The organism is Nitrosomonas sp. (genome assembly GCF_019752415.1).
In the GTDB taxonomy this organism is placed as follows: Bacteria; Pseudomonadota; Gammaproteobacteria; order Burkholderiales; family Nitrosomonadaceae; genus Nitrosomonas.
Window position 1 is genome coordinate 1 of the sequence record NZ_JAIEME010000070.1, and the last position, 14,569, is coordinate 14,569.

Consider the following 14,569-nt stretch of genomic DNA (forward strand, 5'->3'; position numbering starts at 1 on the left):
ATACCGTGAGTTATGAGAATGCTACTGCTCCGGTAACCGTTTCACTGGCTATCACGACGCAACAAAATACGATAGGCGCTGGACTGGATACGCTGGCTAACATCGAAAATCTGATCGGCAGCAGCTTCAACGATAGTTTGACCGGTAACATTGAGAATAATGTTTTGATCGGTGGGTTGGGAAACGACACTTATACTGTCAATAATACCGATGATGTCATTACGGAAAATCTGGATGAAGGTATTGATCAAGTCAACAGCAGCGTAACATACACGCTTTCAGCCAATGTTGAGAACCTTACGTTGACAGGCACATCGACCATTGACGGCACAGGCAATGACTTGGCGAATATTATACTAGGAAATATTGCAAGCAATGTACTCACTGGTGGAGCAGGTAATGACATACTTGATGGCAAAGCCGGTGCAGACAGCCTGATCGGTGGATTAGGAGACGACATTTATACTGTCGATAATGCCGGTGATATCATTACGGAAAACTTGGCTGAAGGCATTGATCAAGTCAACAGCCGCGTAACATACACGCTTTCAGCCAATGTTGAGAACCTTACGCTGACAGGTACATCAGCCGTCGACGGCACAGGCAATGACTTGGCGAATACTCTACTAGGAAATGCTGCAAGCAATGTACTCACTGGTGGAGCGGGTAATGACATACTTGATGGCAGAGCCGGTGCAGATAGCCTAATCGGTGGATTAGGAGACGACGTTTATACTGTTGATAATACCGGTGATGTCATCACGGAAAATCTGGCTGAAGGCATAGATAAAGTCAATAGCCGCGTAACATACACGCTATCAGCCAATGTTGAGAATCTTACGCTGGCAGGTACATCAGCCATCGACGGCACAGGCAATGACTTAGCGAATAATATACTAGGAAATACTGCAAGTAATGTGCTTACCGGTGGAGCAGGTAATGACATACTCGATGGCGGAGCTGGTGCAGATAGCCTAATCGGTGGATTAGGAGACGACGTTTATACAGTCGATAATACCGATGATGTTATTACAGAGAATCTGGCTGAAGGCATTGATAAAGTCAACAGCCGCGTAACATACACGCTTTCAGCCAATATTGAGAACCTTACGCTGACAGGTACATCAGCTGTCGACGGCTCAGGCAATGACTTGGCGAATACTATACTAGGAAATACTGCAAGCAATGTACTCACTGGTGGAGCGGGTAATGACACACTCAATGGCGGGGCTGGTGCAGACAGCCTGATCGGTGGACTAGGAAATGATGTTTATTTCGTCGATAATGTAGGTGATGTCATCACGGAGAATCTAGTTGAGGGAATTGATAGAATCAGTAGCAGTGTAACTTACACGCTACCAGATAATGTTGAGAATCTCACGCTGACGGGTATATCAACCATCGATGGTACAGGTAATTTCCTGGCAAACGTGATCCTAGGCAATACTGCTGCTAATCTGTTAGATGGAGGCTTGGGAGATGATTTGCTTGATGGCGGGCTAGGCGATAATGTGCTCACTGGTGGACTAGGTCTCGATTCTTTCCGATTTACAACAACTGGTCATGTTGATACGATTACTGATTATAACGTTGCTGACGACACTATCAGGCTAGAGAATTCTGTATTTACAGCACTAACAGACACCGGTACTTTAGCAGTTGGACAATTTCGTATCGGCACGAATGCATTGGACGAAGATGATTTCATCATCTACAACGATGTGACCGGTGTATTGTTATACGATTCCGATGGCATCGGTGCGGGCGCTACAGTACAGATTGCTGTGATTGGTATTGGTTTGGGAATGACTAATGCAGATATTGTTGTAATTTAGGTTAAAGTAGGCACTCGAAAAGCTTTTGAAGATGAAAGAAAAATCAATTAGAGCGCGCTATATGTATTGATTATTTAGTTAGATACTTTTTTGGAATGATTAAAAAGGCTTAAAGTTGCGCTTTAACATTTAGCCTTGGTAGTCTTTCATGTGTTTCATTCTTCTCCCTGAGAATAGTTTCTTGGGATATTTTTTAATCTCTGCGGGGTCAACTCCTCATTCGAATAACCAAATACATGAGCTTTAAATGGCATCATCGTTTTTTGCGAGTATCCGCAATCCCATCAATCTAACAAAATGAATGGCATTGTTGAAGCTGACAAAATGTATTTTCTGGAATCTTTTAAGGGAATACGTCATTTACTGAGATCCGTGCGTAAACGAGGCGGCAAAGCTGTCAAGCGAGGCGCAGCAAAAGAATAGATACCTGTGCTAGTGATACGTGATCGTCAGGATTAAACGGTTGATCGTACACTCATTGACGCAAGCGCAGAGCAAATCGGCTTAGTGCTTATCCTGTTATTAAGCAAGGATACTATTCTCTGCACAGATGGTACCCACCTACAAACAGATCACCAGGAATGCAAAATTGTTCATTGTCCAATCAACATTGCCGCAGGTCAACGAGTCATTAACGATGTTTATCACATTCCGAGTGCTAAGGAATCTTTATGAGTCAACGTAATAGATTTCTTGCTACGCTCGAAATGACAGTTATTCAGAGTTTCCTTAATGCTTATGGTAGTGGGCTCAGACAATGGATGACGAAGTTCCATGGTGTAGCAACACGCTATCTTGCGAGTTATTTGGAGTAGCATAGAATGATTGACCGTTTTGGTCAGAATGTTACACCAGCTCTTTGTATCCTACTGTCACTTGGGAAAACAAGATAATTTCAACAGTTCAAATTAATACTAATATAATAGATTAACTTTACAATGCAACAAGATGAAAACATAGAGAAACATCGTATTGATAAATGGCTATTTGCAGCACGTTTCTTTAAAACGCGCTCATTGGCAGCCGAAGCAATTGATCGTGGACGGATTACTGTAAACGGCCATCGCATAAAGCCTGCCAAAGTAGTTGCAGTAGGGGATATATTGACAGTTCGAATTAATAATTATCAATATCACATTGAAATATTGGGATTATCTAATAAGCGTGGTTCTGCAACGCAGGCACAGCAGCTCTACAAAGAAACCGAAGAAAGCCGCAAACAACGAGAATTGCTGGCAGCCAGATTAAAAATGCAACCGCAGCCACTTTTTACCAAAAGCCGTCCAACCAAGCGCGATCGGCGTGAAATTGAACGGTTTATTTCCATTCAAGACGATTCTTGAACTTACAAGAGAAAACCGCCGACTTCATATTGATTAAGAAGAACAACCCAAGTGAGAAAACATGAATAATAAAACTTTTAATCTGGACAAAGAACAATTAATCAAGCAATCCTTTGCTCTGATGGATACGCATCTTCAAGGAACAAATTACACGCAAACACAGAAATTGGCGCTGACTTGCCGTATTTTGTTTGAAAACGGACACGATTCGGGATTGGCAGGACAAATCACCGCGCGCGGCGAGAAACCAGGAACGTATTTGACTCAGAGACTGGGTATTGGTTTTGATGAAATTTGTGCGAGCAATCTCTTGCTCGTTAATGAAGACCTGGAAGTTTTGCAAGGAGAGGGTATGGCAAACCCGGCCAATCGTTTTCATTCATGGTTATATCGCGCCAGACCTGATGTGCAATGCATTATTCATACGCACGCAGTGCATACTGCTGCACTCAGTATGTTGGAGGTACCGCTGGAAATATCGCACATGGATAATTGCGTGTTATATGATGACGTAGCTTTCTTGCCCAAGTGGCCGGGTATACCGGTAGGAAACGAAGAAGGCGAGATGATTTCCAAAGCCATTGGCAGCAAACGCGCCTTACTGTTGGCGCATCATGGCCTGCTGGTTGCCGCTTCGAGTATTGAAGAGGGCTGTATCTTATCCATTGCTTTTGAAAGGGCGGCACGAATGCATTTGCTTGCCGCTGCGGCAGGTAAGATTCAGCCAATCAATTCTGATTTAGGGCGTGAAGCCCATGATTGGATTCTTCGTGGACAGCGAAACGCCGTAGGTTTTGCGTACTATGCGCGCCGCAGTCTGAGAATGAATACGGATTGCCTGGAATGAGGGAAAGATCCATGAAATCAGTGGAAAATCGCTTAGAATTCCATGTCTGTGTTGACGCGAATCTAAAGTTGGTTTTTCTCTGTAGAAACGTATCTCTTAACTGAGATTACAATTCATGCTAAGGAGATGAAGAAATGACAGTAGAAAAGGTTAAAGCATCTAGATGCTACAATACTAAATAGAGGCATTTCGATTTGTTTAGGGCGGTCAACTTTGCGTGACGACAGCCAAATTGATGGGAATTCCCAATCAGACATTAGAGAATTGGGTTTATACCGCCGGTACGCATCAAGCAAAACTTATATCCTCACCATTGTGGATGACTCAAGCTAGGAGACAGATGTGGCAGTTGCTTTTGGCAGATACAACGAACAGAATACACGGTTTTTGGTGTTGGTTCACTAATTTATTTTACCAAAATATACAGTATCATTAAATTCAATCAGATAGTTATGCTATTTGCGTAAGCTCTTTTTATTTAAATTACTGTTTCTTAGCATCTTGCTAGACTAACAGATTGTGTCTGTTAGTCTAGAGCTAGGCTAACACTCGACAGTTATTCATTCCGGACTTCCTTCAGCAACTTTTTGCAACACTAAATTTCGTTCCTTCTTTGGAAGCTTGCCAATTTTTGTAACGGTATCAAAGAATCTTTCCATATCCTTGTCATGCTGTACGAGGATTGCCTGGAATGCGGGTAGTAACTGGGTATAAATCGAAACAGTTGCCAGTAATGCGTTATTTAATGGCTGCGCAAACCATTGATCATAACTGCTGAATTCGGCTTTGTCGGCCTTCAGGCGCAAGAATTCTTTGTAGAGTTCCTCATAAATATGTGCTTTTTGGGTGCGTTTCTCAATGTCACTGATATCCGAACGGAACATTTCTTGTAACTGTTTGCGATGTTTTAATACCAGATCAATGAAAACTGCTTCTTTGTCTTGTCTCGAACTTAATTCAGCTTGTTGAAAAGCTGTGCCATTATTCACAAACCAGCGCCGGACACCTTCATGTTCAACTGCGGTAGCAAAAGACTCATTGAAAACACTATCACCAGGCACATAAACTACTTGATGAGCGAGCTCATGAAATATCAAGCGGGCAAGATTCATTTCCGAATATCCAATAAAGGTATTTAATACCGGGTCGCTGAACCAGCCTAAAGTGGAATAAGCGCGGATTCCACCGACATAAACATCATAACCTTCATTTCTAAGTTCCTCCGCATACTGTTCTGCTTTTGCTTGCGAAAAAAAGCCACGATAATTGACGCAACCCACCTGTACAAAACACCATTCTTTGAGTTTCATGGAAAGCTCCGGCGAGGCAAAAACATTCCATACTACGTAGGGGCGTTCTAAATCCGCATAACTGGTATAGCTCAAGTTATCCGGTAACTTCAATTCACGACTGGCAAATTCACGCAACTGAACGATTTTGTTCAGTGAGTGCTTTAGTTTTGGATCTGTTTCGGGGTGAGCAAGAATTGTACTGATCCGTTGCGAACGGTGTAGAACATTAAAATGCCCATCAACGGCTTGAGCATAGTAGGAGAGATTGGCGCAAGCACTAAGCCAGATAACCTGACTTACAATCATAGCAAGTCTTAAGTTAATTGAAATTCGCAAAGCCACGTGAGCTCCTAATGAAATAGAAATAATAAGATATGGAATAAAATACCATACTTATTTTTTAATTTTTCTCAAATAATTTGGTTGTAACAGCTCACTCAGTGTGAGCCATCTCAGTTGTAAAACATCAGATCCTAATTTTCCAGGTTAATTCCATAGTTACTTCTGCATTCTATTGGAAATTTTCTCTACTTTCTTAAAGTCATGCCGTTATAACCATTAGGATTTTAAAGAAAATAAGATTCTTATCCTGAATTCTTGGCATGACTGCAGAAAAGTTTACCAAATTATTCCGGCACACCAGTCCAAAAAAACTGTCATGGCCCCAGTTCATGCTGTTTCTCAACTTTAATTTTTCTTTCTATTGCATTGCATATGAAGTCTGAACCTGAAGAGTGGTTGATTCTGGGTGTTATCCCTAATGGCCGGCCATTTCGTCCGAGTGATTGGTCAGAAAGGCTCTGCGGAGCCCTTGCCAGTTATGATAGTCATGGGCGTTGGGTATACTCGGAGCATGCTCAACCGGTCATACATGAGGGGCAAGTGGGTGTGCGGGTAAAAACAGTGTTAAAAAATAGTAATCCGGGCGCCTACAACTTCATCATGGATTTTGCCTGTGACAACCAGCTCAAAGTGGTATCGAGAAGAAAAGTAATTTACCTGAATGAGCCTGTAGCGGTTCCAGAAGAAGCATTGCCAGTAAGAGAGCTGAAACTCGCGCTATGAATGCGCCTTTTGGAAACATGTTTTTTTAATCTCTTCCGGGTTTAATTCCTCGCCCCTTGGGGCTAAGGCTGGTTGAAAACCAGCAGTCTGAAGAGCGATTTTAATACCTTGCTGCTTGCGGCGGGGTGCTTTATTCAGATTTTCTGGGTCTTCGGCAGTAAAAGCAGATGGAATCATAAGCATTTTTCCTTATGTTGCTTATAAAGACTTAAGGTACTCCAGCAAGTCCAGCCGTTGTTCTTTAGTCAATGATGGTAGGAATGTTCCATCCGGTTGTGGTGTGCGGCCAGAGGTATACTCATGCCCACTGTTGTTATTACCCCAAATATTGGTGCGAAACAAGAAGCCATCGTAGCCTGTCGATTTTAAGCCAACTTTTTCTGGATTGAATTCACGCGAACCAACTATAAATTCATCTGGCCGATACTCCCCTTCTACCGGATCACTGACTCGTCTCTTCGGCAAAAGCAGATCATACAGTGTCGGTACCGAACCATTATGTAAGTACGGGGCGGTTGCCCATATTCCATTGAGTGGACGTGCTTTATAAGCCATTACCGAAGCAAAAGGTTTAGCAGTTGTGTCGGGCGTGTAGTTTCCATTTTTGAGAGAAGATTGCACTTCATTATCAAAAAATGTATAGGCAAAATCAAACGATCGCTCTATCCATCGTCGTATAAACCATTTGTCGCGATCGGGTGTGGTGATTACATTGCGTGTAGCGGAGGTCAATAGAGCGACTGCTGGTGCTTGATGCTGTAATAAGATGTTTCCGGTACCGACGCTAACATATTGATTCAATAAAATACCGCTATAGCCCGAAAAATCTATGCTGTTTGCAGCCATTTTAGAATCCGTTCCTACGGAAGAGACTGAAATCATTTTAGCGACGACGCGGCGATCTGGATCGGTTCGATTTATTTGACCATGGCACGATGCGCAGTATTGAGAAAATAATTCTGCGCCTTTAGTTGAGCGTTGTTTGTCAATCTTTGGCAGAATATGTTCAGGCCAAAGTGGTGAGGTTAATTTGCGCAGATGGTTTTCTACGCGGCGCAAATTCCGAATATCGATGGAGGATTGAAAATCAATATGTTTGGAGCCAAATCCTTGTCCTCCGAGCACTGAAGATAGGGTGAAACCATCTTTTTCCTGCCAATCCAGTGTGCCGAATACGCCAATCAGTTGACCCGCATTACGTGCCATTGGACCCAATCCGCTGTTATCGACCCTGCCATTCCATTGGATATAATCATGCTGTGGAACATCCCACAGAAACGGATAACTGACCGGGGCATCAGCCGGATTATAGATTTTTTTGCGTAATTTGATGATTTGTTTGTCAGTCAAATATGCTTGGGTTCGTTCGATAACATGGTCGCGATCACTGCTGCTAAGCACGGGTTCAATGCCAGCCATCACTTTAGCCAGTTCAGCCGGAGAAAGTATTTCAGCCAGTAATTCGCGCAATTGTTGCGCACTCATAATGTGTTCGAGCACGCGGTTATAGATGCGTCCAAATGCATCGAGGCGCGCATAGCCATAATGGGTTAACGGACGTTTGGTGTCCCGGGGCGTATTAATGATGGTATACGTTTTAATACGCTGAGCATATTTTTTGAGATCGGCTAATATCTCACTTTCATTCGTATAATGGCCTTGTTTTATTACATTAGAAACAAAGCGATCAAGTTTTTCTGGGGCCTCTAAAGTAGCATACAGCGCCGCTGCCAAATCGATCATGAAGGACTCCATATCTGAATTCGCCGGGCCACCATCGATACGAATTCCGGTGCCGGCATAATTGATCTGGGTCGTATGGCAGGCAGCACAAGTAAATCCCATATATGCCTTACCTTGGTACTTATCTCGTACCATCCCGACAGGCAGACCATCCGGGTTGCTGATGGTTGGCCGTTGCGGCAGATAACCATAGCGATCAATGTTTTCATCGCTGCGGAACAATGCTGATGAATCGGACTGTTCCAGCGCCAGAAAAAAACTGTAAGGTAATAAATTGGAACCTTGTGACGTATTGTAGAACCACAAACTATCAGCCGCAGACCAGCCTTGATCAAGATAAACTGTTTGAGAAAATTGATCGTCGAATTTATCGATACCATTTGTGATAGCGCCACGGTTAGGATCATTGTCACGCAATTCATAAGTCCGCCAGGATAGTCCTGTAACCAGCCACATAATGGCTAATACGCTGAGAATCAGCATCAAAAGCTTTATTTGGTACAGATAGTGATGTGAGGGTTTCGAATGCATATGGATTTATGTCATCGTTCAGCAATCATTCAGGATTGTTTTGGTAAATTCCGGGCTTTTGTTAATTAGCTATTCTGATTTTTTCTTCAAAATATTAATAAAAGACCTTATTATCGTTAATATTAAGATTGCTGAAACGTAAAATTCCTATATTATTAGCAGCTAATTTTATGTGAAGAATATGTGAATGACATCATATCTCTGTAATAATTGAAAGGGCACTATGCAGAAATCTACATTTTGGTACTTATTACTTAGTTTAAGCTTTGCGTTCTCGTCTCCATCCACATTAGCCCAACAAACAGCCGAACTCAAAATTGATGAAATACAGAGACTGGGTTTACAAGCCAACGGTCTTGTACTTGCTGCTCGTTCGCAAGTCGAAATGGCTAAGGCAGGTGTGGTAGCCGCTGCTGCGTTTCTTAACCCTGAAGTCACTGTGACAGCCGGCCCCGATAGTAATCGTTATTCATTAGCGATAACCGGACCTACCTCGATGCAGCGCTCAGTGACGGTCAATCAGCCGATCGAGAACCCTATCATGCGTAGCGCACGTATCAGTGCATCTGAAGCAATCGTAGGCGCCAGCCGCGCGAGCTTTGATCAGGTACGCGCCGACTTGGCTGCGCAACTGCGAGTACGTTCTTATGAGTTATTGCTTAGGCAAGAGCAATTTGCCATGGAGCAAAATATCTATGACTTAGTCGATGATGTGCGGCGGCGTATCAAAATCAATGTTGAAAGGGGTGAAGCCGCGCGCTTTGAATTAATCCGTGCGGATACTGAAGTACAAAACGCCGCGAATCGTAAGGAAGCAGCCCGATTGGGCGTGCAGCGCGCACGCATAGCACTCTTGCAGTTTACAGCCGGAGCAATACCCGTTGATTTCGAAATTAACGCTTCCTTAAAAGACCCCGTCAATTTGCCGCCACTGGAGGAGCTGCGTATTCAAGTTCCTCAGGTTAATCCTGATGTGGTTCGGCTGCAGGCTGAGCAAGAACGCGCCACCCAACGGATCAGCCAGGAAAAGGCTTCGGTATTGCCGCAAATCAACGTGTTATACACCAATTATCAAGATGCGCAATTTACCTCTAATATGGCTGGTATGAGTATCCGAATTCCACTGTGGTATCGTCGTCGTGGTGAAATTGATACCGCCATTTACGATTCTGCTCGCATACGCGATACGCTCGAATTTCGCCGCTATGAAATCGGGCAATTATTCGAATCGGCATGGCAGATGATGCAGATTGCACAACGCCGAGTAGATATGTTTGAAGGCGGGTTGCTCAAAGAGGCGGAAAATGCGGTAGAAGTTGCCAGAGCTGCACATCGATTCGGCGAACGCGGGCTCCTCGAGTTTTTGGACACACAACGTATACTCCGGGGAATTGTAGGGGATTCGTTGCTGGCACGTTTTGATCTGCAATCCGCCGCTGCAGAAATTGACCGTCTACGCGCACATTATCCCAAGGAGTTACTTGTAGAATGAAATTCAAATTATCAATCATTGGTTCCATTGTTATCGCCGCATCGTTGCTGATTGGCTGCGATAAAGCTTCGGAAGAACAAGCTCCGAAACAATCTACAGCAGAGCGTGATATCAACAGCATCACAGCTCGCCCCGAATTGGAAGGGCGGATAGAGATTGGGCAGCCAGCGCTCATTGATCTTGCCGATAAAATACTTGTGCCCAGTCGAGTTCAAGTCGATGAAGAACGAACCGCACAAATTGGTTCCTATGTCACAGGGCGGATCATCGATATGTTTGTGATACTGGGCGATTATGTTAAAGCAGGCGATCGATTGGCGCGCATCACCAGCCCGGATCTAACACAAGCCCAGCTCGCCTATCTACGTGCTTTATCGCGTGTTGTAGTCACCCAAAAGGCAACCGAACGCGCGCACCACTTGCTGGCTGCCGATGTAATCCCGCTCGCTGAAGTGGAACGGCGGCAATCCGAGTTGGAAATTGCCCTAGCCGAGTTAAGCGCAGCAACAGATCAACTTAGATTATTTGGAATGGGCGATCCGGAATTAAAAGAACTGAAGAAACGAGGAAAAATCTTGCCGTGGATGGATATCAAGGCAACTCGCGAAGGCTACGTGATCGCACGTAACGTCATGATAGGTCAGGTAGTGCAACCTTCTGATCCACTTTTCCAAGTCGCAGATTTGTCACATGTTTGGGTTGTCGGCGATGTACCTGAGCAAATTGCTCGCGATGTTCACTTGGAGCAACATGTCGAAATTCAAGTGCCTGCATTAGGAGCTCAACTGATGGATGGCGTGATCATCTTTGTTTCCGATACGATCAATCGCTTAACCCGTACCGTGATGACCCGGGTTATGGTGGAAAATCCAGATCGCAAGCTTAAACCGGATATGTTGGCGAATATGCACATTACCGATCCGCAACACAAAATATTAGTAGTTCCTGAATCGGCAATCGTTCGGGAGTTAAATCTGGATTATGTCTTTATCGCATTAGGCGATAACCGTTTTCAGCGCGTGCCCGTTGAATTGGGTCCTGAAGTGGCTGATTTACGCCCGGTCATAAAAGGAGTGACGATTGATCAACGTATCGTAACCGCAGGTGCCTTTCATTTAGATAGTGAGCGTAAGCTTGCTGAGCTGGAGTAGCCCATGATGGCCGCGATAGTTCGTGCAATGCTGAGACAGCGTCTGCTGGTGGTGGTGATCGGACTGATGCTATGCGCTGCAGGCGGTTTTGCTGTTAAATCGCTCACAGTGGATGCCTTTCCGGATGTCACCAACATTCAGGTGCAGGTCGCTACGGTAGCGATTGGCCGCAGTCCGGAAGAGATGGAGCGATTGGTTACCGTACCCGTTGAAATCGCCATGACCGGTCTGCCCGGGTTGGTTGAGATGCGCTCAATGAATAAGAGTGGATTATCGCTAATCACTTTGGTGTTTACCGATCAAACCGATGTGTTTTTTGCGCGCCAATTGGTCATGGAGCGGATTATTGATGTCACGCCTCGGTTGATACCCGGCATCACACCAGTGCTTGGGCCGGTATCGACAGGTCTGGGGGAAGTCTATCAATATACTATTGAACATCCGGATGACGGTACTCGAGCGCTGACTCAAGAAGAATTAATTGAACGCCGCACTGTTCAGGATTGGGTGGTGCGTCCCTTGTTACGTTCGATCCGGGGCGTAGCGGAAATCAATTCCATTGGCGGGTTTGTCAAAGAATACCAAGTATACGCCGACCCCAATAAGCTGCGGCATTACGATATAACGCTGTCGCAGGTTGACCGTGCATTGGCCAGTAATAATGCCAACGCCAGCGGCAATATATTGGTATTGCGCTATGAACAGTATCTGATCCGTGGCGTGGGCCTTATCGCTTCGTTGGATGATATTCGCAATATCGTGCTGAAAGAAATGGACGGTGTTCCGGTGTATGTTCGTGACGTGGCTGAGGTAACCTTTGGCGGCGAGGTGCGCCAGGGTGCCAGTATCAAGAACGGCGATACCGAATCAGTGTCCGGCATCGTGATGATGCTGCGCGGCGGTAATGCCAAGGAAATTGTCGGTCGTATCAAGGAAAGAGTTGCTGAAATCAATGAACGTGGAATACTGCCGGATGGTTTGCAGATTGTACCGTTTTATGACCGTACCGATCTAGTGGATGGTGCATTATCCACCGTGCAAACTACGTTGATGGAATCCTTGATTCTGGTTATTGTAGTGTTATCTATCTTTCTGGGTACCGTCCGCACCAGTTTTGTCGTGTGTTTCACGTTGATTATCACGCCGCTGGTCACCTTCCTAGTGATGAACCATTATGGCATGCCCGCAAATTTGATGTCGCTGGGCGGGTTGACGATTGCACTCGGAATGATGGTCGATCCGACGGTGGTGGTGGTTGAAAATATTTATCAGCGCCTGGGGGAAGCCAAAGATACAGGGAAATCCAAATTTGATGTCATTGTGGATGCGGTCGCTGAAGTCGGCACACCGGTGATTTTTGGTTTAATTGTGACCGTGCTGGTATTTCTTCCTTTGATGACGCTGGAAGGAATGGAAGGAAAAACATTCAGTCCGCTAGCAGTTACTATTTCTATCTCGTTATTTATCGCACTGATTGTATCGTTATTGTTGTCCCCGGTACTGTGTGATTATCTGTTAAAAGGCGGTAGCGAGCAGGACACTAAAGTCATTGCTGTGCTTAAAAAGGGCTACCTGGGCATTTACGATTTAGCGGTGCGTAACCAGAAAAAGACCTTGATTCTTGCTGTTTGCTCATTGGTGGTGGCATTTGTGCTGTTTCCGCTACTGGGTACAGCATTCATTCCGATCATGAAGGAAGGCGCGGTGACCCCGGTAATTATCCGCGCACCATCCATTTCATTGGATGAGGCCATCAAAATCGAAACCGAAGCAATGAAAATGATTGCGGCGGTACCCGGCGTCAAATCGGTTGTTTCCAAGTTGGGTCGTGGAGAAACGCCCGCTGATCCGGCATCGCAGAATGAATCGGATCCGATCGCCGATCTGGATCTCATCGGATCAGGCCGTACCCAACTGGAAATCGAAGAGGATATTCGTAAGGCTCTGGCCACGCTACCGGGCGTCAATATTGTCATTTCTCAACCGATTGCGCAGCGGGTCGATGAAATGGTCACCGGGGTACGCTCGCAAGTCGCCATCAAAATTTTTGGCGATGATCTCGAGCAATTACGCAAACTGTCCGAACAGGTGGCACGTATTGTCAAATCCACGCGGGGTGCCCGGGATATCCGTATTGAGCGACTATCCGGTCAGCAGGAATTAACGATTGATATTGATCGCCGTGCCATCGCCCGGCACGGCTTGAATGTCGCTGATGTCAACGAAATGATTGCCACCGCAGTGGGCGGCAAGGCGGTTACACAGGTTTTTGAAGGCGAACGCCGCTTTACGTTGCTACTGAGATTCCCGGAAGCCTATCGCTATGATGTAGAAGCAATCAAGCAATTGTTATTACGGCCTGGCAGTGGCACACCCGGTGGGATGGGATCTGCGGGTGGTATGCTCATTCCAATGAGTGCAATTGCAGAGATTAAAGTGATCGACGGCCCGGCGATCATTTCACGTGAGTTTGCCAAACGCCGTGTGGTCATCGGTGTTAACGTGCATGAACGCGATATGGGTGGTTTTGTCGCTGAGCTCCAAGAGCGCACTGCAAAAGAAATTAAATTGCCCCCCGGTTATTATTTCGTCTGGGGTGGGCAGTTTGAGAACATGCAACGCGCGATGGCGAAACTGTCCATTATTGTGCCGGTTACGCTGGCAGCCATTTTCTTCTTGCTGTTCATGCTATTTAATTCAGTGAAGATGGCTGTGCTCATTTATCTGGTATTACCCTTCGCATCGGTAGGCGGGATTGTCGGGCTCTTTGTTACCGGTCAATACTTGTCGGTACCGGCATCGGTAGGTTTTATTGCTGTGTGGGGAACTTCCATTTTGAACGGCGTAGTGCTGATATCCTTCTTGCGCGAATTGCGCGAAAAAGGCATGGGTGTGCAAGCAGCCGCTAGACAAGCCTGTGCGCAACGTTTCCGTCCGGTCATGATGACGGCGGCCACGACAGTTCTAGGGCTGGCACCTTTTCTAACAGCTACGGGACTGGGTTCTGAGGTGCAAAAGCCACTCGCTATCGTGGTCATTTTCGGATTGACGACAGCGACGCTGATGACGATGGTGGTTATGCCGATGGTATATCACTGGTTTGATGATATAGCCGATAAAAAAGCACCGGATCAGCCGGAACCTCTACTTGCACCGGCTATCGTGCAAGCTGCTGTTAAGGATGCCTGATTCGTTTTTTATTCAACAGTAAGGTGATGAATTAAAAAAACCGGATTGGAATTTCATAATTCCAATCCGGTTTTTCAGTTT

At 45.4% G+C, this 14,569-nt stretch carries 10 protein-coding genes and 1 pseudogene; 8 read left to right on the forward strand and 3 right to left on the reverse strand.

Annotation, left to right across the window (positions count from 1 at the left end; all coding sequences use genetic code 11):
- The 4 genes and pseudogenes from K2P83_RS11355 to K2P83_RS11370 all read left to right on the forward strand — a co-directional run.
- Positions 1-1,835 (forward strand): calcium-binding protein (locus K2P83_RS11355; protein WP_292929258.1); only part of this gene is annotated, 1,835 nt, incomplete at its 5' end.
- Positions 1,836-2,074: 239 nt separating this feature from the next.
- Positions 2,075-2,728, forward strand: a pseudogene (locus K2P83_RS11360) (hypothetical protein); the annotation flags it as partial.
- 45 nt (positions 2,729-2,773) lie between these two features.
- On the forward strand, positions 2,774-3,178 hold the full coding sequence (locus tag K2P83_RS11365) for an RNA-binding S4 domain-containing protein (protein WP_292929260.1): 405 nt from the start codon (positions 2,774-2,776) through the stop codon (positions 3,176-3,178).
- 61 nt (positions 3,179-3,239) lie between these two features.
- Positions 3,240-4,025 (forward strand): aldolase, encoded by a 786-nt coding sequence (locus K2P83_RS11370; protein ID WP_292929262.1) that lies wholly within the window; start codon positions 3,240-3,242, stop codon positions 4,023-4,025.
- 560 nt (positions 4,026-4,585) lie between these two features.
- Here K2P83_RS11370 and K2P83_RS11375 read toward each other — a convergent pair.
- Positions 4,586-5,623 (reverse strand): aminopeptidase, encoded by a 1,038-nt coding sequence (locus K2P83_RS11375; RefSeq protein ID WP_292929264.1) that lies wholly within the window; start codon positions 5,621-5,623, stop codon positions 4,586-4,588.
- 408 nt (positions 5,624-6,031) lie between these two features.
- Between K2P83_RS11375 and K2P83_RS11380 the strand changes: the two genes are divergently transcribed.
- A complete protein-coding gene (locus K2P83_RS11380) occupies positions 6,032-6,382 on the forward strand; it encodes a DUF3579 domain-containing protein (protein ID WP_292929266.1) in 351 nt (116 codons plus the stop codon).
- On the opposite strand, the gene K2P83_RS11385 is transcribed toward K2P83_RS11380, so the two are convergent.
- Positions 6,377-6,559, reverse strand: coding sequence for a hypothetical protein (locus K2P83_RS11385; protein ID WP_292929268.1), 183 nt, complete (start codon positions 6,557-6,559; stop codon positions 6,377-6,379). The two genes, K2P83_RS11380 and K2P83_RS11385, sit on opposite strands and share 6 nt — an antisense overlap.
- Before the next feature lie 21 nt (positions 6,560-6,580).
- A complete protein-coding gene (locus K2P83_RS11390; RefSeq protein ID WP_292929270.1) occupies positions 6,581-8,608 on the reverse strand; it encodes a di-heme-cytochrome C peroxidase in 2,028 nt (675 codons plus the stop codon).
- Positions 8,609-8,879: 271 nt separating this feature from the next.
- On the opposite strand from K2P83_RS11390, the gene K2P83_RS11395 reads away from it, so the two are divergent.
- From K2P83_RS11395 to K2P83_RS11405, 3 genes are read left to right on the forward strand one after another with little or no spacing between them, the layout of a single operon-like run.
- Positions 8,880-10,148 (forward strand): TolC family protein, encoded by a 1,269-nt coding sequence (locus tag K2P83_RS11395; RefSeq protein ID WP_292929272.1) that lies wholly within the window; start codon positions 8,880-8,882, stop codon positions 10,146-10,148.
- On the forward strand, positions 10,145-11,299 hold the full coding sequence (locus K2P83_RS11400; RefSeq protein WP_292929274.1) for an efflux RND transporter periplasmic adaptor subunit: 1,155 nt from the start codon (positions 10,145-10,147) through the stop codon (positions 11,297-11,299). Before K2P83_RS11395 ends, K2P83_RS11400 begins: the two co-directional genes overlap by 4 nt.
- 3 nt (positions 11,300-11,302) lie before the next feature.
- Entirely contained in the window at positions 11,303-14,488 is a 3,186-nt protein-coding gene (locus tag K2P83_RS11405; protein ID WP_292929276.1) for a CusA/CzcA family heavy metal efflux RND transporter, read from the forward strand.
- The last annotated feature ends 81 nt before the right edge of the window (positions 14,489-14,569 follow it).